Source organism: Spartobacteria bacterium UBA695 (assembly GCA_002298145.1).
In the GTDB taxonomy this organism is placed as follows: Bacteria; Verrucomicrobiota; Verrucomicrobiia; order Chthoniobacterales; family Chthoniobacteraceae; genus UBA695.
The window spans coordinates 43,258-65,768 of sequence record DBMP01000012.1 but is presented as its reverse complement, the minus strand read 5'-3'; the positions used below and the strand labels follow the sequence as shown (position 1 = coordinate 65,768).

Genomic DNA, 22,511 nt, shown 5'->3' with positions numbered 1-22,511 from the left:
CGCGCCGCGCCCGGCGCATCAATGAGCGGAAGGGTTATGACGCCAAAAACGGAAAAAGACGTGCTGGTTTTCAAAACGGGGAGTTTTTCCACCGGGCTGATCTACCTGCTGGCTGCGCTGGCCCTGGGCGTCTACGGGCTGCTGATCCACTTCATGCACAGCCCGGGTGAAATCGCCCTTTGGACGGTTGTTTTCCTAGTGCTAACGATGGGGGGCGGCTGCGTCATCTGGCATCTGCGGAGCAGCCGCATTGAGGTCGACATATCGGAAGTGCGCCTTCTGGGGGCGTTTCGCTCCACGGCCATCCCGTTTGAGCAAATCCGGGGCTTCCGGCTATTTCACAGCCGACGCGAAAATCACATGGAGCTGGTCATGAACGGCGGAAAACGCCAGCGAATTGGCCTCGGTTTCAAGCAAGCCCCGCTTTTTCTGACCTATCTGGAAAAAAGAATCCCCAACCTGGACCGGGCGGAGCGGGAAGCGGAACTCCACGAACTTTTCCGGCAGGAAAGCCTCGGCCAGGGCAGCCCGGAGGAAAAGGCCGCCACGGTAAGACGCCTCCGGCAGCTCTGCCGGGCGATCAACCTGGCCTCCATCGGCCTCGCCGCGTGGGCTTATTTCTACCCCCACCCCTACGGCTCCGTTGTTTCGACCTTGCTGGCCTTCCCGATGGTGGGGCTCGTCCTCCTTCGCCGTTACGAGGGCGTCATCCGGTTCTATCCCCAGGCCAGAAGCCTCTTTCCCCGGATCGACGGCGCATTTGTGTTCCCCGCGCTGGCCCTAGCACTCCGAGCCGCGCTGGACTGGCACGTTCTGGAATGGGGCGCATTCTGGCCACCGTTTGCGGCCATCCTGGCGGGCGGCTGGCTTTTCTGCGTCGTCACCGCCCGGGAACTGCGTCGGCGCCCCATCGTGGCAGCCCTTTTCGCCATCGTTTTCACCTTCTACGCCTTTGGCGCGACCGGCACCCTCAACGGGCTCCTGGCCGACTTCCCCGCCGAGACCTTCCCGGCCAAAGTCCAGGACCGGCATTCCAAAAACGACCAGATCACCGTCTACTACCTGACCGTCTCCCCATGGGGCGACCGCCCGGCGATCAACGACGTGCTCGTCTCCGAGGAAGTTTACAACCGGGCCAAACCGGGCGACACGGTGGAAATCCAGGTCCGGATCGGGAAATTTGGCATCCCGTTTTATTCGGTCCGTTAGCGAATCTCTGGCGGGTATGGCGGGAGCGCCGCGTCATCCTCGTTCTTCAGCTTCTGGAAGGCAAAAGTCCCCAGGATGCCTCTGAAGTAGAAGTAGAGGAAAAACAGCCCGAACACGAAGCTCGATCCGTTGACCGGGGAGATCCCCCTGATCTGCGCGGACCATTGCAAGTACTTGCAAATGACGAAGTAAACGAACATCAGCACGGCACAAACGCGGTTCTTCAGGAAAAGTCCCACCGTCAGACCGGCCATTAAAACGACATCGACAAAGCTGAAGATCGAGATATGGACCCCCGTAATCTCGTAGCTGCCTCGGGTCAGGGCCAGCAGCGTGGCAATCAGCGTAATGACAGTGGAAATGACGCCGCACACGGCGGCTCCCTTAATGGCTTTTTGGGCTTGTTCGCGGTTCATGAGGTGCGTTTCTTTCCGTCCAGATAACCTTTGCGATTAGCCAGCCAGCGAAAAGCCCCCGTGACAAGCAGAAAAGCGCCTCGCCGCCCAACTTCCTCATTGAGCGCGGGGCAAACCGGGACCAGAATACCGGCGTTCGGTAACACCTACCTTTTCCACCTTTTAAATCCTTAAAACCATGGACATCGTCACCCAACTTTCCGTTTTCCTCGCCAACAAGCCCGGAACCCTTGCCGAAGTCCTCGACGAACTCGGCAGCGCGTCCATCAATATCTACGCTCTGACGATCTCCGACACCGTCGACCACGCCGTCGTCCGCATGGTGGTGAGCGACACCCAGAAGGCCCTCCACATCCTCGGCGAACGGGGCGTGCTCGTCGTGGAGAACGACGTGCTCATGGTCAACAACGTCAACAAGCCCGGCGCCCTCTCCCGCATCGCCAAAAAGCTCGCCACCAAGAAGATCAACATCGACTACGCCTACCTGGCCACCACCCCCGGCTCCAAAAAGGGCCTGCTCATTTTACGCGTCAACGACAGCAAAAAATCACTCAAGATCTTGACGGCTCCCGGTACGCGGCAAGAGTTAGGGCTTTGACTCCCGCTCACTTCCCTTGTTCCGCTAAAAAATGACGCCGCTTAAGGTCTGGCTTGGTGAACCGTATCCGCTCGGGGCCACTTGGAATGGCCACGGGGTGAATTTTGCCCTCTACTCCGAAAACGCCACCGGAGTGGATCTCTGCCTATTCGACAACGCCGACGACCCGCACGAGCAGATCCGGGTGCGCATGACGGAGCAGACCGACCAGGTCTGGCACGTCTTCCTGCCCGAGATCCGGCCCGGCCAGCTCTACGGCTACCGAGTTTACGGCCCGTATGCCCCGGCCAAGGGGGCGCGGTTCAACTCCTCCAAGCTCTTGATCGACCCGTACGCCAAGGCCGTCGCGGGCGAGGTCCGCTGGGACGAGGAGATGCACGGCTACGAAACGGCCTCCCAGGAGGCGGACCTCTCGCGCGACTACCGGGACGACGCCTGGTGCGTGCCCAAGTCCGTCGTGGTCGACCCGCGCTTTGAATGGGAGGGCGATACCCACCCGCGCACGCCGCTCCACGAATCGATCATCTACGAGGTCCACGTCAAGGGCTTCTCCAAGCTCTGCGAGGCGCTGCCCAAGGAGCTGCGCGGCACCTACGCTGGCCTCGCGAGCCCGCAGGCCATCGAATATTTCAAAAAGCTCGGCGTCACCGCCCTTGAACTCCTGCCCGTCCACCAGCATTACGACGACCAGGCGCTCTGCCAGCGGGGCCTTACCAACTACTGGGGCTACAACACGATCGGCTACTTCGCCCCCGAGGCGCGCTACGCCTCCGGCGGCGTGGCGGGCCAGCAGGTGGCGGAGTTTAAGACGATGATCAAGGCGCTCCACGCCGCCGGGATCGAGGTCATCCTCGACGTCGTCTACAACCACACCGCCGAGGGCAACCAGCTCGGGCCCACGCTCGGCTTCCGCGGCATCGACAACCAGGCCTACTACCGCCTCGCGCCCGAGGACCCGCGCTACTACATCGACTACACCGGCTGCGGCAACACGCTCAACGCCACCCACCCGCGCGTGCTTCAGCTCATCATGGACTCGCTGCGCTACTGGGTCACCGAGATGCACGTGGACGGCTTCCGCTTCGACCTCGCCTCGACGCTCGCCCGCGAGAGCCATGCCGTGAGCAAGCTCTCGGGGTTCTTCGATATTATCCACCAGGATCCGATCCTCTCCCGTGTGAAGCTCATCGCCGAGCCCTGGGACGTGGGCGAAGGGGGCTACCAGGTGGGGAATTTCCCCGTGCTCTGGGCAGAGTGGAACGGCAAGTACCGCGACTCCGTGCGCCGCTACTGGAAGGGCGACGAGGGCCATGCGCGGGAGATCGCCCACCGCCTGGCGGGCAGCCCGGATCTATACCAGAACAACGGCAAGCGCCCGTACGCGAGCATCAATTTCGTCACCAGCCACGACGGCTTCACCCTCACCGACCTCGTCAGCTACAACGAAAAGCACAACCAGGCCAACGGCGAGGAAAACCGCGACGGCGACAATACCAACAACTCGTGGAACTGCGGCGCGGAGGGGCCCACCGACGACCCCGCGATCAAGGCGCTCCGAGCCCGGCAGCGGCGCAACTTCCTGGCCACGCTTTTCCTAAGCCAGGGCGTGCCGATGCTGCTCGCGGGCGACGAATTTGGCCGCACACAGAACGGCAACAACAACGCCTACTGCCAGGACAACGAATTCAACTGGCTGCCGTGGAAGCTCAGCGCGGATGCCAAGCGGCTCCAGGACTTCACGGCCCGCCTCATCCACCTGCGCCGGGCGCACCCGATCTTCCGCCGCCCGAAGTTTTTCCAAGGCCGCAAGATCCACGGTTCGGAGATTAAGGACATCATGTGGTTCACCCCGCAGGGGCGGGAGATGACCGACGAGGAATGGCGCTACGACTACGTGCGCTGCCTGGGGATGCTCCTTTCTGGCGACACCATGGACGTGCGCGATGCCCACGGCGAGGCGATCCACGACGAGAGCTTCCTCTTGCTCCTAAACGCCCACTACGAGCCGGTCAGCTTCACGCTGCCGGGCCGGGAGGACGTCCACTGGGAGCTGATCCTCGATACCGAGGCCGACACCGGTTTCGCCGAGGCGGGCTGCATCCTGCACGCCGGGGCGGCCCTGGAGCTGCTCGACCGCTCACTCTGCCTGCTGCGGCTGCACACGGGCTCCCACTCGCACGCCCGTAGCGAATCCTGGCAGCGCCCCCGGCAGAGGGTCTAGCGGGGAAGACGGGGAAAAGAGGAGACCCGGCGAGGGGGGAGATGGGCTACGCCTCGGGCGCGTCGGTGACCGTGACCTCGATGCCGCCGGTGAACTTGGCGACGACGTTGTAAACTGCCGCGCCGATCACGCCGCTGATGAACCCCATGATCGCGTACAGCACCGGCATCGCCAGCAGGAATATCCCGGAAAAGGGGAAGGCCGGGGTGGCCGAAGTGGCGCTCCCCACCGAGTGGTGCCCTGAGAACAGGAGCCCCATCGGAACAAAAACGATCAACGAGAGTAGCCCGTAGAGGACGGCAAGAACGATTCCGAGTTGCAGGGGGGAGATGCGGGCAAGTCTCTTTTTCATAAAACCTCGGCCCGTTTGTACCCACGCCCGGGGCGTTTGTCACTCTCTCATCAACGTTTCAGATTTTTCCGGCGCAGCAGCATCTCTCCCCGCATGAGATGCACAATCCAAATCCGCCTTTCGTCAAAACGATAAAACACCCGACAGGGCGGCTCTACAATCTGCCGGTAACGTTTTCCCCGCAATTCCTTTGGCACCGATCCGCTCTCCGGGTGTTCTTCCAGTTGCTCCACCCGGCGGAACACTTTTTGCACCAAACCCTTGGCTGCAGAGGGCTTGTCGAGCGCAATATAGTCGGCAATAGCGTCCAAATCCGCCAAAGCCGGTTCGGTCCAGATTATTTCAGCCATCGGGCCATCCGCTGCCGTGCTTTTTCATGGGTGAGAACGCGCCCCGCTTCGATGGCCTGTTCCCCCCGGGCAATCCCCTCCATGAGCGCCAGCCGCTTTTGAAGCAGTTCATAGCTTTCCACGTCTACCAGATAGGCCGCGGGGCGGCCCCGTTGCGTAATCAATACGGGGCTGCGGTCCTCCCGAACCTCGGCGATCATTTTCGTGGCTTTCCGTTTAAGCGTGGTCACCAGTTCGGTTCGCATAAAGTGACACTAAAGGATCACTTTCCGCTTTGCAAGCACCTGGGCACAGGCGGCAATTTCCGCCCGGCCACCCGGAGGGGCTTTCCCGGAATTGCTTTGAATGAAGGAGGCTATCATGCACAAGGTCGCTGAGCCGGTGCGGATGATCGGCGGCATGGTTTACCTGGGCCTCGACATGGTGCGCGAGGGGCTCGACCATACGCTGCGCGGCTTCGCCCCGTTCCGCGCCAGCCTGCTTTTCTGGCAGACCAACCGCGCCGGGGTCGGCTCGGTGCCGCTGGTCTCTCTGATCTCCTTCTTCATGGGGATGACCATGGCGCTTCTGACCGGCTACCAACTCCGCAAGCTCGGGACGCAAAACCTCGTGCCCGGCTTGGTGGGCATCGGCTTCACCCGCGAACTCGGGCCCCTGATGACGGGCATCATGGTGGCAGCCCGCATTGGTGCCGCCTATACAGCGGAGCTGGGGACGATGACGGCGAGCGAGGAGGTGGAGGCCATCGAGGCGATGGGGATCGGCCCGGCGCGCTTCCTGGTAGCCCCGAGGGTCCTGGCCGTGTTTTTCCTGCTGCCGTGCCTGAGCGTCATCGCCGATCTCGCGGCGCTCCTGGGCGGGGCGCTGGTGTGCGAGCGGCAGTTCGGCATCGCCTACCCCTATTTCGTCCAGCTCGTCCTGGATAACCTCATCGTGCGCGACATCATCGCCGGGGTCATGAAAAGCTTTGCCTTCGGGCTGATCATCGGGCTGATCTCCTGCTACCGGGGGCTAACCGTCAAGGGGGGCTCGGCGGGCGTCGGCGCGGCCACCACCTCCAGCGTCGTGGCGGCCATCGCCGTCGTAATCGCCGCCGACACGCTGATAAATATCGCGCTGGTCGCCATCTATGAATGAGCGGGAACAACGCACGGATGAAGAGGATGAGCCGCCGATGGTGGAGATGCGCGGGGTGTGCCTCGACTTCGAGAACAAGCCCGTCCTGCGCCAGCTCAACCTCAGCGTCCGGCGTAAGCAGCGCATGGTCATCATGGGCCAGAGCGGCGCGGGCAAAAGCACACTGCTGCGGCTAATCCTGGGCATCCTGAGGCCGACCGCCGGAGGCGTTTACTTCCAGGGGCGCAACATCGAGCATGCCTCCCGCCGCCAGCTCAACAACGCCCGCGCGCGCATGGCCATGGTTTTCCAATCCTCGGCGCTCATCTCCTCCATGACAGTGCACGACAACCTCGCCCTGCCGCTCCAGGAGCTGACGCACAAACGCCGCGCGCAAATCCACCGGACCGTCGAGGAAAAGCTCTCCATGGTCGGCATGGAGGAGACCGGCGCGCTAATGCCCGAGGAGCTCTCCGGCGGCATGCGCAAACGCGTCGCCATCGCCCGGGCGCTGGTCATGGAGCCCGAGCTGATCCTTTTCGACGAGCCGACCACAGGGCTCGACCCCGTCCTTTCGGCGGTCATCGACGAGCTGATTATCGACCTGACGGAGAAAACCCACGCCACCTCCATCATCGTCACCCACGAGCTTAAGAGCGCCTTCCGCGTGGCCACGCGCATCGCCATGCTTTTCCAGGGCCGCATCATCGAGGAGAGCCTGCCCGAGGGCTTCCGCGGCAGCCACAACCCCGTGGTGGAGCAGTTCATCGAAGGCCGCACGGAGGGCCCCATCCATAATGGCAGCTAACCCAATTTTATTGGAATGAGAGGCACACATGGCAGTTGTCCGTGACGAGTTGCGAACCGGTCTCCTGGTGGTCTTCACCTCCACCATCCTGGCAGCCGTACTGATCTACCTGCAAGCCCCCGGGCTTTCCGGTCAGCGAACCATGTACCGCGTCTACTTCGACAACGCCAACGGCATCAACGTCGGCGCGCCGGTCATGCTGGCGGGGCGCAAGGTGGGGCAGGTCGCGCGCGTCGTCACGCCCGTGCCCGACGAGGACCGGCCCAAGCCGGGGCTGGAAGCCATGGTGGAGGTGGCCGTGGACCCGCGCGCGCAGATCTTCTACGACGAGCAGGTGACGATGATGCAATACAGCCTGCTGGCCGAGCAGGTGATCGACTTCGCCCGCGGCAACCAAACCTCCGGCCTCGCCCCGACGAACACCGCCTACATCGGCCAGCGCCAGCTCGGCCTCACCGAGGCGGGCGCGAAAGTGCTCGAAAAGATCGACCCCGTGATCGCCGACGCCCGCTCCGCCATCCAGAGCATCCAGGCCACCAGCGACAACGTCAAAGGCCTCACCGCGCCCAACTCCGACCTGGCCAACGCCCTGGCCCAGTTCCGCCAGTTCAGCGGCGACATGGTCTGCCTCTCCGGCAGCAGCGGACCGCTCCGCTGCACGCTGGATAACCTGAAATCGCTGACCTGCGACGACGGCCCGCTCAAGATGACCCTGCAAAACGCCCAGCGCTTCACCGGCCAGCTCGCCGACAACCCGGACGTAAGCGCCTCGCTGCACAACTTCCGCCGGGCCAGCGAGAACCTGCGCTCGACCACCCGGGGCATCAAAACCAGCGTCAACTGCATCCGCCCGTGCATCTCGAAAACGGTGCAAAACGCCGAGCAGTTCACCGACACCATCAAGCGCGAACCGTGGCGGCTCATCTGGCCCTCCAAGAAGACCTACCCCGGCGATGAAAAGGCGGCCCAATGCTCGCCCACCCCGAAGTGCATCCCGGTGAAACTCCCGGCGCGGTAAGCGGGTCCGGTCACGCTCGGCGGCGGTAATCGCCCGGGCTTGACTGGGTGAACTGCCGGAAGACAGCCGAGAAGTAGTACTCGTCCTTAAAGCCGCAGAGTGTGGCGATCTGCTTGAGCGGCAGGCGCGAGTGGTGCAGGAGCGTCTCGGCCCGTTCGATGCGCACTTCGTTAAGGTGGCGGATGAGCGAGATCCCCCGCAACGTCTTAAAAACATGGCGCAGGTGGTCGTGCGTCACGCCCAGGTGGGCAGCCACTTCGTCGAGCGAGCGGATTTCGGCAAAGCGTTCGCGGATGAACTGCTCGGCTCGCAGAACATGCTGTTCGGCAGCCGGGGCTTCGTCATGGTCGCGCCGGGAGCAGGCCAGGTGGATCAGCTCCAGCAGCAGCGCCGTGGCCCGCAGGTTAAAGAGTGTCTGCTCGGTCTTCGTCAGCCGGGGCAGGCCGAGGGAAAGCAAGTGAAGCTCCTCGCGCAACGACCGGCTTTCAAAATGCGGCAAATAAAGAGCGCCCACGGGCAGCTTTTCCGAGGCGGGAGCCGAGATTTGCACGCAAAGGTCCTCCCCGCTGGCCTCCATCTCCTGGTTGTGCCCCACGAGCGGGGCGTACACCACGACACCGCCTTCCTTAAAGGGCAGCACCGTCCCGTCCCGCAGCACAGTCACGCCGCGCCCCCGGGGGTGGTAAACGATCTCGAACTCCGGGTGATCGTGCAAGCCGCAGGAGGTCCCGCCCTGCACCGGGTGGCGCATTCCGTGGACATACTCCAGCGAAGGGCACTCGCTCTGCCGGGCGAGAAACCGGGACCAGGAATCAAGAGGGATCATGCACGGAAAGGAATATCGCCGTTCACCGGAATTTACAAACCGTTAATCCATTTCTCGATCAAACCGCTCCAGTAACCGCCGAAATCCACAATAAAACGCCATTTATTCGAATCGCTAAACCGGCGGGAAAGGTGGTTTTTGGAAGTCATGCCAAACGCATCCCAAACCGCCGCCCAACGCCTGGTTTTTACCGGCAAACAAGCCGTCCAACTCGAAAACCACGAACTCCCCCCCATCGCCGAAAACGAAGTCCGGATCCGCACCCACGTCTCGCTGATGAGCATCGGGACGGAGAACATCGTCTTCAACCGCCTCTTCGACCCCGGCACCCACTGGGACAACTGGGTGAAGTACCCCTTCTACCCCGGCTACTGCAACGTGGGAACCATCGAGGCCGCCGGAGCCGCCGTCACGACGCTCAAGCCCGGCGACCGCGTGGCCTACCGCTCCGGCCACACCTCCCACGCCAACGTGAACGCCGCCTCTTGTTACCCGATCCCCGATGGGCTCGACTTTGAAAAAGCCGTCTGGTTCGCCCTGGCCAAGATCGCCTTCCACGGGGCAAAAGTCGCCGAATACCGCCTCGGCGACAGCGTGCTCATCATCGGCGCGGGCCCCATCGGCCAGATGTCCGTGCGCTGGGCGCGGGCGGCGGGCGCGGCTGCTATCATCGTCGCTGACGGCCTTTCCAGCCGCCTTTGCATGGCCCAGGCGGGCGGGGCAACGGCCACCATCGCCAACACCATCGAGGCGGCCCGCGAAGAAGTCCTGGCAGGCAACGGCGGCCAGCTTCCCCGGTTGGTCATCGACTCGACGGGCAACGCGGCAGTCTTCGCGGCGGCCCAGGGGCTCGCGGCCCAGTACGGGCGCGTCGTGGTCCTCGGCGACACCGGGCGGCCCGGCCAGCAGCACCTCACCCCGGACGTCATCACGCGGGGGCTGACAATCGTCGGCGCTCACGACTGCCACAACACCCCGGAGTGGAACGAAGCCTCGATCACGCGCCTTTTCTTCACCCTGGCGAGCAGCGGCCGCTTCGCGCTCGACGGGCTCAATACCCATGTCTTCAAACCAGCCGACTGCGAGGAAGCCTACGCCGTCGCCAACCGCGACCGGGCCCACACCATGGGCATCCTCTTCAACTGGAGCCTGTAATGACTAAAATGAAACAGCTGCAATTTGGTTTTTCCTGGTGGTGCTTCGCCAACCGGGGCGTAGAGCCCGAGGTGCTCCTTTCAGGCGCGGCCAGGCTCGGCTACCGCGCCGTGGACCTCATCGACGAAGCGCTCTGGCCTCTGGCCCGCGACCACGGGCTGCGCATCGCGGCGGTCAACGGTCACGGGACAATCGAGGACGGCCTCAACCGGAGGGAAAACACCCGGCGCATCGAAAACGAGCTGCTGGCCAATATCGACAAAGCGGCCCAGTGGCAGATCCCGGTGCTGATTTGCTTCTCCGGTAACCGCAACGGCCTGGACGACGAGACCGGCCTGGCGATTTGCGCCGAAACGCTGGGCCGCGTGGCCCCGCGCGCCGCCGAGGTCGGGGTAACGCTCGCGATGGAGCTGCTCAACAGCAAGGTGGACCACCCCGATTACCAGGCCGACCACTCCGCCTGGGGCCTGCGCCTCTGCGAGCGGGTCGGCTCGCCCGGGTTCGGCCTGCTCTACGACATCTACCACATGCAGGTCATGGAGGGGGATATCATCCGGACGATCCAGGATCATCACCCGCGCTTCGTGCACTACCACACGGCGGGCAACCCCGGCCGGGGGCCGATCAACTCCACGCAGGAGTTGTATTACCCAGCCATTTTCAATGCGATCATGGAAACCGGCTATACCGGCTACGTAACGCACGAGTTCATCCCGCCCAAAGGGAGCGATCCCCTCCGGGAGCTGGCGGTGCTGATGCAATAGGCGCGCCCAATAGACTAGCGCGTAAAAAAAACGGGCCCATGGGAAATCACTCCCATGGGCTCGTTTTCTAAGGATCTATGAAGATCGCGGCGGGCGCGTTTTACGCCTGGCCGTGAACGCGGGCGGCGACTTTCAGGCGCAGCGCGTTGAGGGCGATGAAGCCGGTCGCGTCGTCCTGGTTGTAAGCCTGGGTCGGGTCGGCCTCCATGGTCGCGATGTGCGGGTTGTAGAGGCTGACGGGGCTCTTGCGGCCCGCGGTGATGAGGTTGCCCTTGTAAAGCTTGAGGCGCACGGTGCCGGTGACGTTCTTCTGCGACTCGGTGACGAGCGCCTGGAGCGCGTAGCGGTCCGGCGAGAACCAGAAGCCGTTGTAAACCAGCTCGGCATACTTCGAGATGAGGCCGTCGCGCAGGTGCATGACCTCGCGGTCCATCGTGAGGGTCTCCATCTGGCGATGGGCAAAGAGGAGGATGGCCCCGCCGGGGGTCTCGTAGACGCCGCGGCTCTTCATGCCGACGAAGCGGTTTTCCACGAGGTCCACGCGGCCAATGCCGTGCTTGCCACCGAGGGTGTTGAGGACCTTCATGATCCAGAGCGGGGACAGGATGACGAATCCTTCCGCGTCGGCCTTGGTGTCGCCGGTGTAGCCCTGGGAAGCGAGCAGTTCGGCCAAGCCGTCCACCTTGAGGGCGCGGGCGATGCCTTTTTCAAAAGCGATTTCGATATACTCGGCCTTGTCCGGGGCATCCTCGGGGCTGACGGAAAGCTTGTACATGTCCTTGGACTCCGGCGCGCTGGCGTCGAACCACGGGTCCTCCAGAATGCCGCTCTCGTAGCTGATGTGGAGGAGGTTGCGGTCCATCGAGTAGGACTTCTTGGCCGAGGCGAGGACGGGGATGTTGTGGGCTTCGGCAAAGGCGATCATCTCGGCGCGGCCGGGGAACTGCTGGCGGAAGCGGTCCTGACGCCACGGGGCGATGACCTCCAGCTCGGGAGCCAAGGCGGCGGCGGTCAGCTCAAAGCGAACCTGGTCGTTGCCCTTGCCGGTGGCGCCGTGGGCCACGGCATCGGCCCCTTCCTTGCGGGCGATCTCGACCATGCGCTTGGCGATCAGCGGGCGGGCGATGGAGGTGCCCAGGAAGTACTGGCTCTCGTAAACGGCCCCGGCCTGGATCATCGGGAAAATAAAGTCGCGGGCGAATTCCTCGCGGAGATCGTCGATGTAGCACTTGGAAGCGCCGGTGTTAAGCGCCTTGGCTTCGAGGCCGTCAAGCTCCTCTTCCTGGCCGACGTCGGCGCAGAACGCGATGACTTCGGCATTATAGGTTTGTTTCAACCACTGAAGGAGGACGGACGTATCGAGCCCGCCGGAGTACGCACAGACGATTTTCATAGAGGGGCCGATTGAAGCATCAATGCGCCCCTTCGCCAAGAAATTCGTAAAAGATTGCCAATCGCCGGGGCTCAATTAGCAATAGATTGCTCAAGCCTACCGCCATCCGATGCAATCCGTCTTCCTCGTTCCGCCCGACTCACTGGAGTATGTTCCCGAGAATTACTGCGTTCCCCTCGATCTCGCGGCGGTGTTCCCGGGCCGCTCGGACCTTCCGCTGGAGATCGACCTCGGCGCGGGCGACGGGGATTTCATCCTGGAGATGGTCAAGCGCCACCCGGAGCGCAACTTTCTGGCCGTGGAGCGCTTGCTCGGGCGGCTCACGAAAATCTGCCGCAAGCTGGCCCGCATCGCCGCGCCCAACGGCCGGGCCCTGCGTATCGAGAGCCACTACTTTGTGCGCTACCTCCTGCCGCCCGGGTCGGTGACGGTCTTCCACATCATGCACCCGGACCCGTGGCCCAAGCGCCGCCACCACGGCAACCGCTTGATTCAGACGGAGTTCCTGGACGTGGTGCACCGGGCGCTGGTCCCCGGGGGCGAACTGCGCCTGACCACCGATAACGAGGACTACTTCAAGCACATGCGGGCAGTCTTCGAGCCTCACCCGGGCTTTGTGGAGGAACCGTGGGACCCGGGCGAGGAATACCCGCAAACCGACTTCGAGCGCCAATACCGCGCCAAGGGCCAGCCGATCTTCCGGGCGCTGCTCCGGCGGGGGTAGGGGAATTGCACCACAGATTCCCATGCACCACAGGGGGGGCACCACGCGGCGTGAAAAAAGAGAGGGGATATTGATACTCACGCAAAGGCGCAAAGGCGCAAAGAAAGGCAGGACTCTTTGCGCCTTTGCGTCTTTGCGTGAGCCCTCTGCCTTTTTTATAGGGCACCTATTTTCGAGTCAGAGGACACGGAGGGGGGGAAGAGGGTTGCGGGGTGCGCTGAAAGCGCACGGGGTTCTATAGCCCAGGGCAACGCCCTGGGACCACCGGGAAGAAAAAGGTTCGCGCCCTGAAGGGGCGCTGGCAGGCCAGGGGGGAACCCGCCCCCTCGGGCATTCCGGCACCAAAGCTCAAAACCTCCGTCTCCTCTGTGTAAAATCCTCCCCCTTTTTTCACAAAAAAAAGCACAAGCCCCTCTAAAGGAGCTTGTGCTCTTAAAATCTACAAGCGGTTTGCCTTAAGCAAGCGCGGCCAGCTTCTTGGCGAGGCGGCCCTTGCGGCGGTCGGCGAGGTTCTGGTGAACCCGGCCTTCCTTGGCGGCCTTGTCGAGGGCCGAGGTCAGCTTGGCATAGGCGGCTTTGGACTCTTCCTTGTTCCCGGCCTTAACGGCGGTGTCGAAGGATTTGGCAAAGGTCTTGATGGTGCTCTGAACGGCACGGTTCTGCGCAGTCCGGACTTCGGTCTGGCGAGCGCGTTTGGCTGCGGATTTGGTATTGGCCATGGCTTATCTTTTACGAAAGGAAAGGACGCGGAAAATGCACTTCCCGGGGGCGCTTGTCAACACCAGACACAAAGAATTTACTCTAATCGGTTTGACTCCTGACCCTACAGACCGCATATTCCCGACCCTTTTGAATAAGAATTTACCGACTACACTCATGGAGAAAATCCGCAACATAGCCATTATCGCCCACGTCGATCATGGCAAAACTACCCTGGTGGACCAGCTGCTCAAGCAGTCGGGCACCTTCCGCGCCAACCAAGCCATCTCGCAGGAGGTGCGCATTATGGACTCCATGGACCTGGAACGCGAAAAAGGCATCACCATCCGTGCGAAGAATGCTTCCTTTGAGTGGAAAGGCTATCACGTTAACATCGTCGACACCCCCGGCCATGCCGACTTCGGCGGCGAGGTCGAGCGCGTTATGAAAATGGTGGACGGCGTGCTGCTCCTGGTGGACGCCAAAGACGGCCCGCAGGCCCAGACCAAGTTTGTATTAAAGAAGGCGCTGGCCAACGGCGCCACGGTGATCGTGGTCATTAATAAGATCGACCGCGAAAACTCCCAGCCCCACAAGGTGCTGGACCAGGTGTTTGAGCTCTTCCTCGAACTCCACGCCACGGACAAGCAGCTCGACTTCCCCGTCGTCTACGCCAGCGCCCGCGACGGCTACGCCATGAAGGAAATCGGCGAAAAGTCCGAAAACATGGAGCCGCTCTTTGAGGCGATTGCCAAATACATCCCGGCGCCCGCGAAGTCCGACGTCAACTACTTCCAGATGATCGCCTCCAACCTCGACTACTCCGACTACCTCGGGCGCGTTGCCTACGGGCGGATCGTCAGCGGTCGGGTCAGCGTGGGCGACACGGTGGTCTGTATTCACGCAGACGGCCGCCGCGAACGGAGCAACGTCACCGCCCTCTTTGGCTACAAAGGGATGCAGAAAGTGGAGCTGAAACACGCCGCCGCCGGAGACATCGTCGGCCTGACCGGCTTTGAAGACGTCTACATTGGCGAAACCATCACCGACACCGAGGAGCGCCTGCCGCTGCCTTTCGTAGACATCGACCCGCCCACCATCACCATGGGCATTTGCATCAACGACGGCCCGCTGGCCGGACGCGAAGGCAAGCTCTTAACGGCCCGCCAGATCCGCGAGCGGCTCGTGCGCGAGACCCGTACCAACGTCTCCATCATTTTCAGCGACACCGACATCGCCGGGCAATTCGAGGTCCAGGCCCGCGGCGAAATGCAGATCGCCATCCTGGTGGAGCAAATGCGGCGCGAAGGCTTCGAGCTCCTGGTTTCCCGCCCGGAAGTCATCTTCCACCGCGACGAAAAGGGCAACCTCCTGGAGCCGATTGAAAGCGTCTACGTGGACGTCCCCTCCAACGACTTGGGCGCGATCCTGCAATCGCTGGCCACCCGCAAGGGGAACATCATCAGCATGAACCACCAGGCCACCACCGTCACCGTGGAGGCGGAAGTCCCCACGCGCGGCTTGATCGGCTTCGAAACGGACCTGATCAACTGCACCAAGGGCCTCGGCATCATGTCGCATATCTTCAAGGAATACGCCCCGCACAAGGGCGACATCCCCACCCGCTACAACGGCGTGCTGGTATCCATGGAACAAGGCGTCTCCATGAGCTACTCCCTGGAAGCCATCCAGGAGCGCGGACGGCTCTTTATTGGGCCGCAAGAGGACATTTACGCCGGGATGATCATCGGCGAAAACGCCCGTCCCGACGACATGCCCGTGAACCCGTGCAAGGCCAAGCGGCTCAACAACATGCGTTCCAGCGGCGACGGCAAAGGCATCGCCCTGGCGGCCCCGGTCATCATGACCCTCGAGCGCGCGCTCGAATACATCGGGCCGGACGAATACGTCGAAGCGACCCCCAAGAGCCTGCGCCTGCGCAAGAAGATCCTCGACGCCAACGCCCGCAAACGGGCGCAGAAGGCGTAAGAACGATTTTTATCAGGAACTCAGGAACTTGAGGAAAAAGACATGGAAGATGTTTTCACCGAGGCTTGGGATTCTGAAATTCGAGCGCGGCTGCAAGCGCTTGATGATGGACGCGCCGAAGCAATTCCCGTCGAATTGCTTCGGCAATCCATGGCCGAACGATTTCCTCGTTCCCAATCTCCGGATTGGGAACGTCTTCTGTCTGCGAATCTCTGATTCGTTACGGGTGGGAAAGCCTTCGATTTATATCAAGGATACCCATTGATACTTGAAAATAGGTACCCTGTAGTATAGGCAGCTACACATGGAATCCCCCGAGTCGCACTCTCCCGATGTTGTCGATATTTTCGGCGTGATGGGGCCTGATGGCGTAACAGGAGTAAAGACGCGAGGGGAGGAGCTTTGGACGCTGCAATTCACCCTGGCCGCATGGAAATACCCTGATCAGACATTACAAGAGAAGGCATTGAAGGTTTCCAAAAAGGTTCAGGACGAAATCATTGGCATCACACAGGAACGTTTTCATCCCTACGATGTTGTCCACATTAAAGGCCGCATAACAGAAAATGGAGCCCAGCTCGTTGAACTCGTCGGGCCATATTCCCCGGCCCATGACCTCAATGAGTATGCACGAAAGCTTCAAGAACCTGTGATTTTCAAAGATTCGACTTTTGGGTCATTGAAGCTAAATCAGCGCTATGGCTGGTATGAAGCAAACATAGATTGGATGGGCCACTCGATCAATTTGACCATTCCGGCGAAAAATACGGAACCGGGAAAAGAGGCTCTTGCCGCTGCTCATAGCCTTTGGAAAGCGCAAGCAGAGTGGCAACAAAGGATGACTAATTATATCCTTGAAGAGCTTCTGGAATTAAAGAACACGGCATGGTTGGGCGAAGACGAAAAAGAACTGGCTGGAGAAGATTTTGCCAACGCGCTGGAGCTTGAGACGATTTCACTAGATGCCGAAGGAGGATTCGAGTTCTGGTATAACGACGGCAATCTTTTTTGGGGGCACTCCATTTTCGTAGTAGGCAACCTTCAAGATGGTCCCACGCGTGCAGATCTCGCTGGCTAAGGTGGTGATTTTCTCCCCATGAATAAAGTCCGGCTTTTACGGCGTCTACTGCACCTCATTGTTGGAGTGAGTGGGCTTCTTTGCATGCTGCTCGTTTATGCGTCTACTGCGGCCACAGACGGTATTCTTGTAAAGATGATGCTGGAGTTGGGCCTTGTTTCCACGGAGCCGAAAGCAAGTGAAACCTTCCGCTATGCGGAACATGCGTTTCATGGCTATTTCATGCCTTTTTGGTGGATAGGGCTATGGCTCGTTGCCATCAGTTTTTGCCTCTCGTTCTGCGATGGGAAAAGAGACCCGTGAAGCCAGCAAAAGGGTGTGATGATGGAATCAGAGATTTCCAAAGGCACGAAGAGCACCTTGTTCTTCGTGCCTTTGTCGTTGGGGCATAGGGTGTTGACCGCTAGGGGAGCTGGATTAAACTCCTTAATATTCGAACATTTCACCCCCAGACGCTGTCTGAAAACGATACATGACGAAAACCACTGAAGAAATCACGGCTGAAGTCCGGCACGCGGGCCGATGGATCGCCCCGTTGCTGGCGGAAGTGTCCCGCGTCGTCGTGGGCCAGAAGTACCTTGTGGAAGGGCTCTTAACCGGGCTCCTCACCAACGGCCACGTGCTGCTGGAGGGCGTCCCCGGCCTGGCCAAGACGCTGACGGTCAAGACGCTGGCCCAGGGCATCCAGACAGGCTTCCAGCGCATCCAGTTCACCCCCGATCTCCTTCCCGCCGATCTCGTCGGCACGATGATCTACAACCCGCGCTCGGGCGATTTTTCCGTCAAGCACGGGCCGCTTTTTTCCAACCTGATCCTGGCCGACGAAATCAACCGCGCTCCGGCGAAGGTCCAGAGCGCGCTCTTGGAAGCCATGCAGGAACGCCAGGTGACCATCGGCGAGACCACCTACAAGCTTCCCGATCCGTTCTTGGTCCTGGCGACCCAGAACCCGCTGGAACAAGAGGGCACCTACCAACTCCCCGAGGCGCAGCTCGACCGTTTCCTGCTCAAACTGCGCGTCGGCTATCCGACCAAGGCGGAGGAGCGGCAGATCCTCGACCTCATGGCCACCTCCGCGCCTAAGCTGGACGTGACGCCGGTGGTTGATCCCTCCGACATCATTCAGGCCCGCTCGATCGTGAACGAAATCTACGTGGACGACCGGGTGAAGGACTACATCGTGGACGTCGTCTTCGCCACCCGCACCCCGGCGGATTACAAGCTGCCGCTCGACGGGATGATCCGCTACGGCGCTTCACCGCGCGCGACGATCGCCCTGACGCTGGCAGCCCGCGCCCGGGCATTCATCGCGGGCCGGGGCTACGTGACGCCGCAAGACGTCAAGGGCGTGGGCCAGGATGTGCTGCGCCACCGCATCATCGTCAGCTACGAGGCCGAGGCCGAGGAAGTGACGAGCGAGAAGATCATCGAGCGCATTTTCGCCGGTCTGCCCGTGCCTTAGGGGAAGACTAGGGAGAAACGGAGACGCGGAGACGAGGGAGATTTTCCATGCAGGAAGCCAAGCGCATTCTATCCAAAATCCAGCACCTGGAGCTTAAGACTCGGGGCCTTGTGGAGACGGCCTTCGCGGGGCAATACCGAAGCGTATTCAAGGGGCGCGGGATGAATTTCGAGGAGGTCCGCGAGTACCAGCCGGGCGACGAAGTGCGCACGATCGACTGGAACGTCACGGCACGGCTCGGCCACCCTTACGTGAAGAAATTCACCGAGGAGCGGGAGCTGACGGTGATGCTCATTGTGGACGTGAGCGCATCCGGGGCGTTCGGCAGCGTGGAGCTTTCCAAGCGCGAACTGGCCGCCGAGGTGGCCTCGGTGTTGGCCTTCAGCGCGATCCGCAACAACGACAAAGTGGGCCTCATGCTGTTCTCGGATCACGTGGAGCTCTACATCCCGCCGAAGAAGGGACGCATCCACACGCTGCGGCTCATCCGGGAGATTCTCTTTTTCGAGCCGAAGGGGCGCGGGACGGCCCCGGCGGAGGCGCTGCGGTATTTGAACCGCGTGCTAACGCGCAAATCGGTCGTTTTCCTGCTCTCCGATTTCCAGACGGCCCCGTTCGACCGCGAACTGGGCGCGACGGCCCGGCGGCACGACTTGATCGCCATGCCGGTGCGCGACCCGCGCGAGGGGGCGCTGCCCGACGCGGGGATCGTTATTTTCGAGGACGCCGAATCGGGCGAACAGATCGAAGTCAACACCTCGGACGCCTCGGTACGAGCGGCCTATGTGAACCTGGTGGATCGGCGGCGCGAGGAATGGCGCAAGACCTTCCGACGCAAACGCATCGACGCCATCGCCCTGGCCACTGACGAGGATTACCTCCCCTCGCTGCGCACCTTCTTCCGCACCCGCGAAAGGAGGCGGAGATGACAAGCGTGACGCTTGACCCAGTTCGCGCTAACGCGCGAGAAGGCCATACGCCTGCTCCTCGTGCCCAAACTCCATTTGGGCACGCGCTTGCGCCCGCAACTCCATTGCGGATTGTCTCTTCTCGTCTTCCTTCGTGCCTTCGCGTCTTCGCGCCTTCGTGTGGAATCCTAGCCGCCTGCCTGCTCACCGCCGCCGCCGCCCGCGCCCAGATCACCCTGCCACAAAACCCCGGCAGCAGCGCCGCACCCGCCCCCTCGCCCACGCCCGTGGACCTGGCCCCCATCGCCCCACCCGTGCCCGTCTTTCCCTACCCGATGTGGATGGTCGCCATTGCCGCGACCCTCGCCGTGCTGCTCCTGGCCGGGATCGTCTGGGCCATTGTGCACTACCTGCGGAGCCGCCCGGGCCCGCCGCCGCCCACCCCGCGCCAGCGTGCCCTCGCCGTCCTGGAGAGCCTGCGCGAACGGATCGGCCAGATCGAACCCTACCCGTTCAGCGTCGAAGTTTCCGACGCCTTGCGCTCCTTTGTAAGCGAAGAATTCCGAGTCCGCGCCACGCGCCAGACCTCGCCCGAGTTCCTCGCCGCCGCCGCCGCCAGCCCCCGATTCTCCGAAGCGGATAAGGCCCTCCTGGCCGCGTTTTTGGAAAAAGCCGACCTCATCAAATTCGCCCGGCTCGCCGCCACCTCCGCCGACAGCGAGGGGCTCCTGGAACAAGCAGCCCGGTTCGTGGAAGGAGGGCGCGCGCAATGAACCCCTTCGACGGCTTCGGCATCAGCTTCGCCAACCCGTGGTGGCTCCTGGCGCTGCTTCTCATTCCGCTTCTCTCGTTTTTGAAAGGCCAGCGCGGCGGCGCGCCCACGGTCGTTTTTTCCAGCACCGAGGCGCTGCGCACCCTCGGCGACCCGGTCCGGAGCCGCAAAGGGTGGTTTCTCACCGGGCTGCGTTTCCTGGCCCTCGCCTGCCTGATCACCGCCCTCGCCCGGCCGCAGAAAGGCCACACGCTCAAGCACGTCGAGGCGAGCGGCATCGATATCATGCTCGTCCTGGACGTCTCCGGCTCCATGAAGGCCGAGGACTTCACCATCGGCAGCCAGGCGGCGGCCCGCATCGACGTGGTCAAAAAAGTGACGCAGGACTTCATCGAAGCCCGACCCAGTGACCGCATCGGCATCATCGCCTTTGCCGGGCGGCCCTACTTGGTCAGCCCGCTGACGCTCGACCACGACTGGCTTTTCCAGAACATGGACCGCGTGAAGATCGGGCTTGTCGAGGACGGCACGGCCATCGGCAGCGCCATCGCCTCGGCCTGCAACCGCCTGCGCGGCGACAAGAACGCCAAGAGCCGCGTCCTAATCCTCCTCACCGACGGCGACAACAACGCGGGCAAGATCTCCCCGGCCACTGCGGCCGAGGCGGCCAAGGCCGTCGGCGTGAAGCTCTACGCCATCGGCGCGGGCAGCGACGGCGACGCGCAGATCCCCTCGGGCCAGCGCGACATGTTTGGCCGGATGATCTACGGCAAGGTGGAGCCGCTCAATGCCGAGGGACTTAAGGAAATCGCCGACAAGGGCGGCGGGCAATTCTTCCGCGCCACCGACACCCGCTCGCTGGAGTCCATTTATAAACAGATCGACCGGCTGGAGCGCTCGACCTTCGAGATGAAGCAATACCGCGAGTACAACGACCTCTTCGCATGGTTCATCGGCGCGGGCGCGGGGCTGCTCCTACTACAGCTCGTGCTCGGCCAGACGATCTGGAGGAGGCTGCCATGAACCTGGAACACTGGATCACCTGGGGGGCTCCCCAATGGCTTTGGGCGCTGGCGCTTCTACCGCTGGCAGTCGGCCTCTTTGTCTGGAGCGAACACCGCCGCTCCGCCACGCTCTCCAAGCTCATCGCCGCCCGGTTACAAGCCGAGCTGGCGGGCAGCGTCAGCCAGATTAAGCGGCGGCTGCACTTCGGGCTCATGCTGGCGGCGCTGGCGTGCTTCATCGTGGCCCTCGCCCTGCCCCGGCACGGGTTCACGCTGGAGGAGGCCAAGCGCAAAGGCCGCGACGTGCTCCTCGCCGTGGACACCTCCCGCTCGATGCTCTCCACGGACGTCAAACCCAACCGCCTGGAACGGGCGAAGCTGGCCGCGCAGGACTTGATTTCCTCGCTCCAGGGCGACCGCGTGGGGCTGCTGGCCTTCGCCGGTTCCTCCTTTCTGCAAGCCCCGCTGACGGTGGACTACACCGCCGTGCTCGATTCACTAAAGGAGCTGGACACGAAGATCATCCCGCTGGGCGGCACGGACATCGCCGAGGCGATCCGCGCGGCGGTGAAAGCCTTCGGCAAGGGCGAGAGCGAGAGCCGCGTGCTGGTGATCTTTACCGACGGCGAGGACCTCTCGGCCGACGCCATCGCAGAGGCTAAGCGGGTGGCGGGCAGCATGCATATTTTCACGGTCGGCGTCGGCTCGGCGGACGGCTCGCTCATCCCGGTGCCGGGGGAAAACGGCGGCACGGAATTCGTGAAGGGCCCGGACGGGCAATTCGTGAAATCGCACCTCGACGAGAAAACGCTCACCGCCATCGCACAGAGTGCCGACGGCTTCTACACCCACCTGCAAAACAGCCCCGCGGAGATGCGGCGGCTGGTGGACTCAGGGCTCGGGAAATTGAAGGAGGCGGAGATCGACTCGCGCCTGGCCAAGCGGCCCATCGAGCGCTACCAGTGGCCGCTCGGCTTCGGCATCGTGCTCTTCATCGGCTCCATCTTGATCAACGAGCGCCGTCGCAAAGCGCCAGGGCTGCGCGTGGGCCCGGGAGCCGTGGCCGCCTGCCTGGCCGCGCTGGCATTCGCGCCGGGCTCGGTGCGAGCGGACGAAGGGGTCGAGCTGTATCAACAGGGGAAATTCGCTGAAGCCCAGGCGCAATTCGAAAAACTGGCCAAGCGCCGCCCCGGCCTGCCAGCGCTGGAATTCGACAAAGGCACGACGCAGTACGCACAGGGCGACCTCGAAGCAGCCTCGGTGGCCTTTGGCAAAGCCCTCGCGAGCGACGACCCGAAGCTGCGCAGCAAAGCGGAGCACAACCTCGGCACCACGCTGCTGAAGAGGGCCCTGGGGCGCGACGAAGTAAAGCAGGAAACCGAGCGCAAGACCGACCTCAAAAACTCCATCCAGCACCTGGAGGAAGCGCTCAAAGCCGACGCCTCCAACCCCGACACCCAGAAGAATCTCGACCTCGCCAAGCGCGAACTGGCCAAGCCCAAGCCGACCCCGCCGCCCCAGCAGCAAAAACAGGACGACCAAAAGAAGGACGACAAGCAGAACCAAAACGATCAGAAGGATCAGCAATCCAAAGATCAGCAGTCCAAAGATCAGCAGTCCAAGGATCAGCAATCCAAGGATCAGCAATC

The 22,511-nt window shown here is 62.3% G+C and carries 24 protein-coding genes; 17 read left to right on the top strand and 7 right to left on the bottom strand.

All coding sequences use genetic code 11. The features are described from left to right. Positions 1-36 precede the first annotated feature (36 nt). Positions 37-1,209, top strand: coding sequence for a hypothetical protein (locus tag B2828_RS06095; RefSeq protein ID WP_479632810.1), 1,173 nt, complete (start codon positions 37-39; stop codon positions 1,207-1,209). Here the strand turns inward: B2828_RS06095 and B2828_RS06090 are convergent. Then, positions 1,206-1,625: a hypothetical protein gene (locus B2828_RS06090; protein ID WP_479632809.1), complete on the bottom strand. Its 420-nt coding sequence runs from the start codon at positions 1,623-1,625 to the stop codon at positions 1,206-1,208. The genes B2828_RS06095 and B2828_RS06090 overlap by 4 nt on opposite strands. A 178-nt stretch (positions 1,626-1,803) precedes the next feature. Here B2828_RS06090 and B2828_RS06085 point away from each other — a divergent pair, with 178 nt between their 5' ends. Both B2828_RS06085 and glgX read left to right on the top strand, forming a co-directional pair. Further along, on the top strand, positions 1,804-2,223 hold the full coding sequence (locus B2828_RS06085) for an ACT domain-containing protein (RefSeq protein ID WP_479632808.1): 420 nt from the start codon (positions 1,804-1,806) through the stop codon (positions 2,221-2,223). A 31-nt stretch (positions 2,224-2,254) separates the two neighbouring features. Further along, positions 2,255-4,444: a glycogen debranching protein GlgX gene (gene glgX, locus B2828_RS06080; protein ID WP_479632807.1), complete on the top strand. Its 2,190-nt coding sequence runs from the start codon at positions 2,255-2,257 to the stop codon at positions 4,442-4,444. 46 nt (positions 4,445-4,490) lie between these two features. Here glgX and B2828_RS06075 read toward each other — a convergent pair whose 3' ends face one another. Genes B2828_RS06075 through B2828_RS06065 form a run of 3 tightly spaced genes read right to left on the bottom strand, consistent with a single transcriptional unit; the run spans position 4,491 to position 5,391 of the window. Further along, a complete protein-coding gene (locus tag B2828_RS06075) occupies positions 4,491-4,796 on the bottom strand; it encodes a DUF3566 domain-containing protein (protein ID WP_479632806.1) in 306 nt (101 codons plus the stop codon). A 50-nt stretch (positions 4,797-4,846) separates the two neighbouring features. Further along, entirely contained in the window at positions 4,847-5,146 is a 300-nt protein-coding gene (locus B2828_RS06070) for a type II toxin-antitoxin system RelE/ParE family toxin (protein ID WP_479632805.1), read from the bottom strand. Continuing rightward, the gene (locus B2828_RS06065; protein WP_479632804.1) at positions 5,134-5,391 is read right to left on the bottom strand and encodes a type II toxin-antitoxin system Phd/YefM family antitoxin; all 258 of its coding nucleotides are present in this window, start codon (positions 5,389-5,391) and stop codon (positions 5,134-5,136) included. Before B2828_RS06065 ends, B2828_RS06070 begins: the two co-directional genes overlap by 13 nt. A gap of 115 nt (positions 5,392-5,506) precedes the next feature. Between B2828_RS06065 and B2828_RS06060 the strand changes: the two genes are divergently transcribed. From B2828_RS06060 to B2828_RS06050, 3 genes are read left to right on the top strand one after another with little or no spacing between them, the layout of a single operon-like run. Next, complete coding sequence (locus tag B2828_RS06060) at positions 5,507-6,283, top strand: MlaE family ABC transporter permease (RefSeq protein WP_479632803.1); 777 nt, start codon at positions 5,507-5,509, stop codon at positions 6,281-6,283. Beyond that, positions 6,276-7,070 carry an ABC transporter ATP-binding protein gene (locus B2828_RS06055; protein ID WP_479632802.1) on the top strand — a complete coding sequence of 265 codons (795 nt, stop codon included), beginning with the start codon at positions 6,276-6,278 and terminating at the stop codon, positions 7,068-7,070. Before B2828_RS06060 ends, B2828_RS06055 begins: the two co-directional genes overlap by 8 nt. A 28-nt stretch (positions 7,071-7,098) precedes the next feature. Beyond that, complete coding sequence (locus tag B2828_RS06050; RefSeq protein ID WP_479632801.1) at positions 7,099-8,088, top strand: MlaD family protein; 990 nt, start codon at positions 7,099-7,101, stop codon at positions 8,086-8,088. A gap of 10 nt (positions 8,089-8,098) precedes the next feature. Here B2828_RS06050 and B2828_RS06045 read toward each other — a convergent pair whose 3' ends face one another. Continuing rightward, positions 8,099-8,914, bottom strand: coding sequence for a helix-turn-helix transcriptional regulator (locus B2828_RS06045; RefSeq protein ID WP_479632800.1), 816 nt, complete (start codon positions 8,912-8,914; stop codon positions 8,099-8,101). A gap of 147 nt (positions 8,915-9,061) precedes the next feature. Here B2828_RS06045 and B2828_RS06040 point away from each other — a divergent pair, with 147 nt between their 5' ends. Continuing rightward, positions 9,062-10,069 (top strand): zinc-binding dehydrogenase, encoded by a 1,008-nt coding sequence (locus tag B2828_RS06040; RefSeq protein WP_479632799.1) that lies wholly within the window; start codon positions 9,062-9,064, stop codon positions 10,067-10,069. Positions 10,070-10,077: 8 nt separating this feature from the next. Then, entirely contained in the window at positions 10,078-10,833 is a 756-nt protein-coding gene (locus B2828_RS06035; RefSeq protein WP_479632798.1) for a hydroxypyruvate isomerase family protein, read from the top strand. A 100-nt stretch (positions 10,834-10,933) separates the two neighbouring features. Here B2828_RS06035 and B2828_RS06030 read toward each other — a convergent pair whose 3' ends face one another. Further along, a complete protein-coding gene (locus tag B2828_RS06030) occupies positions 10,934-12,226 on the bottom strand; it encodes an argininosuccinate synthase (protein ID WP_479632797.1) in 1,293 nt (430 codons plus the stop codon). 109 nt (positions 12,227-12,335) lie between these two features. Between B2828_RS06030 and trmB the strand changes: the two genes are divergently transcribed. Next, entirely contained in the window at positions 12,336-12,950 is a 615-nt protein-coding gene (trmB, locus tag B2828_RS06025) for a tRNA (guanine(46)-N(7))-methyltransferase TrmB (protein ID WP_479632796.1), read from the top strand. 455 nt (positions 12,951-13,405) lie between these two features. Here the strand turns inward: trmB and rpsT are convergent, their stop codons facing one another. Next, positions 13,406-13,669, bottom strand: coding sequence for a 30S ribosomal protein S20 (gene rpsT, locus B2828_RS06020; protein WP_479632795.1), 264 nt, complete (start codon positions 13,667-13,669; stop codon positions 13,406-13,408). Between the two features lie 157 nt (positions 13,670-13,826). Between rpsT and typA the strand changes: the two genes are divergently transcribed. The 8 genes from typA to B2828_RS05980 all read left to right on the top strand — a co-directional run. Further along, entirely contained in the window at positions 13,827-15,638 is a 1,812-nt protein-coding gene (gene typA / locus B2828_RS06015; protein ID WP_479632832.1) for a translational GTPase TypA, read from the top strand. Positions 15,639-15,942: 304 nt separating this feature from the next. After that, complete coding sequence (locus B2828_RS06010) at positions 15,943-16,716, top strand: DUF2262 domain-containing protein (RefSeq protein WP_479632794.1); 774 nt, start codon at positions 15,943-15,945, stop codon at positions 16,714-16,716. 84 nt (positions 16,717-16,800) lie between these two features. Further along, positions 16,801-17,019, top strand: a complete 219-nt coding sequence (locus tag B2828_RS06005) for a hypothetical protein (RefSeq protein WP_479632793.1) — start codon at positions 16,801-16,803, stop codon at positions 17,017-17,019. A 169-nt stretch (positions 17,020-17,188) separates the two neighbouring features. Continuing rightward, positions 17,189-18,178 carry an AAA family ATPase gene (locus B2828_RS06000; RefSeq protein ID WP_479632792.1) on the top strand — a complete coding sequence of 330 codons (990 nt, stop codon included), beginning with the start codon at positions 17,189-17,191 and terminating at the stop codon, positions 18,176-18,178. A 47-nt stretch (positions 18,179-18,225) separates the two neighbouring features. Further along, positions 18,226-19,107, top strand: a complete 882-nt coding sequence (locus B2828_RS05995; protein ID WP_479632791.1) for a DUF58 domain-containing protein — start codon at positions 18,226-18,228, stop codon at positions 19,105-19,107. A gap of 104 nt (positions 19,108-19,211) precedes the next feature. Beyond that, on the top strand, positions 19,212-19,859 hold the full coding sequence (locus B2828_RS05990; protein ID WP_479632790.1) for a DUF4381 family protein: 648 nt from the start codon (positions 19,212-19,214) through the stop codon (positions 19,857-19,859). Next, positions 19,856-20,881 (top strand): vWA domain-containing protein, encoded by a 1,026-nt coding sequence (locus B2828_RS05985; protein WP_479632789.1) that lies wholly within the window; start codon positions 19,856-19,858, stop codon positions 20,879-20,881. Before B2828_RS05990 ends, B2828_RS05985 begins: the two co-directional genes overlap by 4 nt. Continuing rightward, positions 20,878-22,511 (top strand): VWA domain-containing protein (locus B2828_RS05980; RefSeq protein ID WP_479632788.1); only part of this gene is annotated, 1,634 nt, incomplete at its 3' end. The genes B2828_RS05985 and B2828_RS05980, both read left to right, overlap by 4 nt.

Excerpts from the sequence above, each read along its gene's own strand:
- B2828_RS06095 (WP_479632810.1), top strand. The coding sequence starts at position 37 with ATGACGCCAAAAACGGAAAAAGACGTGCTGGTTTTCAAAACGGGGAGT.
- B2828_RS06090 (WP_479632809.1), bottom strand. The coding sequence starts at position 1,625 with ATGAACCGCGAACAAGCCCAAAAAGCCATTAAGGGAGCCGCCGTGTGC.
- B2828_RS06085 (WP_479632808.1), top strand. The coding sequence starts at position 1,804 with ATGGACATCGTCACCCAACTTTCCGTTTTCCTCGCCAACAAGCCCGGA.
- glgX (WP_479632807.1), top strand. The coding sequence starts at position 2,255 with ATGACGCCGCTTAAGGTCTGGCTTGGTGAACCGTATCCGCTCGGGGCC.
- B2828_RS06075 (WP_479632806.1), bottom strand. The coding sequence starts at position 4,796 with ATGAAAAAGAGACTTGCCCGCATCTCCCCCCTGCAACTCGGAATCGTT.
- B2828_RS06070 (WP_479632805.1), bottom strand. The coding sequence starts at position 5,146 with ATGGCTGAAATAATCTGGACCGAACCGGCTTTGGCGGATTTGGACGCT.
- B2828_RS06065 (WP_479632804.1), bottom strand. The coding sequence starts at position 5,391 with ATGCGAACCGAACTGGTGACCACGCTTAAACGGAAAGCCACGAAAATG.
- B2828_RS06060 (WP_479632803.1), top strand. The coding sequence starts at position 5,507 with ATGCACAAGGTCGCTGAGCCGGTGCGGATGATCGGCGGCATGGTTTAC.
- B2828_RS06055 (WP_479632802.1), top strand. The coding sequence starts at position 6,276 with ATGAATGAGCGGGAACAACGCACGGATGAAGAGGATGAGCCGCCGATG.
- B2828_RS06050 (WP_479632801.1), top strand. The coding sequence starts at position 7,099 with ATGGCAGTTGTCCGTGACGAGTTGCGAACCGGTCTCCTGGTGGTCTTC.
- B2828_RS06045 (WP_479632800.1), bottom strand. The coding sequence starts at position 8,914 with ATGATCCCTCTTGATTCCTGGTCCCGGTTTCTCGCCCGGCAGAGCGAG.
- B2828_RS06040 (WP_479632799.1), top strand. The coding sequence starts at position 9,062 with ATGCCAAACGCATCCCAAACCGCCGCCCAACGCCTGGTTTTTACCGGC.
- B2828_RS06035 (WP_479632798.1), top strand. The coding sequence starts at position 10,078 with ATGAAACAGCTGCAATTTGGTTTTTCCTGGTGGTGCTTCGCCAACCGG.
- B2828_RS06030 (WP_479632797.1), bottom strand. The coding sequence starts at position 12,226 with ATGAAAATCGTCTGTGCGTACTCCGGCGGGCTCGATACGTCCGTCCTC.
- trmB (WP_479632796.1), top strand. The coding sequence starts at position 12,336 with ATGCAATCCGTCTTCCTCGTTCCGCCCGACTCACTGGAGTATGTTCCC.
- rpsT (WP_479632795.1), bottom strand. The coding sequence starts at position 13,669 with ATGGCCAATACCAAATCCGCAGCCAAACGCGCTCGCCAGACCGAAGTC.
- typA (WP_479632832.1), top strand. The coding sequence starts at position 13,827 with ATGGAGAAAATCCGCAACATAGCCATTATCGCCCACGTCGATCATGGC.
- B2828_RS06010 (WP_479632794.1), top strand. The coding sequence starts at position 15,943 with ATGGAATCCCCCGAGTCGCACTCTCCCGATGTTGTCGATATTTTCGGC.
- B2828_RS06005 (WP_479632793.1), top strand. The coding sequence starts at position 16,801 with ATGCTGCTCGTTTATGCGTCTACTGCGGCCACAGACGGTATTCTTGTA.
- B2828_RS06000 (WP_479632792.1), top strand. The coding sequence starts at position 17,189 with ATGACGAAAACCACTGAAGAAATCACGGCTGAAGTCCGGCACGCGGGC.
- B2828_RS05995 (WP_479632791.1), top strand. The coding sequence starts at position 18,226 with ATGCAGGAAGCCAAGCGCATTCTATCCAAAATCCAGCACCTGGAGCTT.
- B2828_RS05985 (WP_479632789.1), top strand. The coding sequence starts at position 19,856 with ATGAACCCCTTCGACGGCTTCGGCATCAGCTTCGCCAACCCGTGGTGG.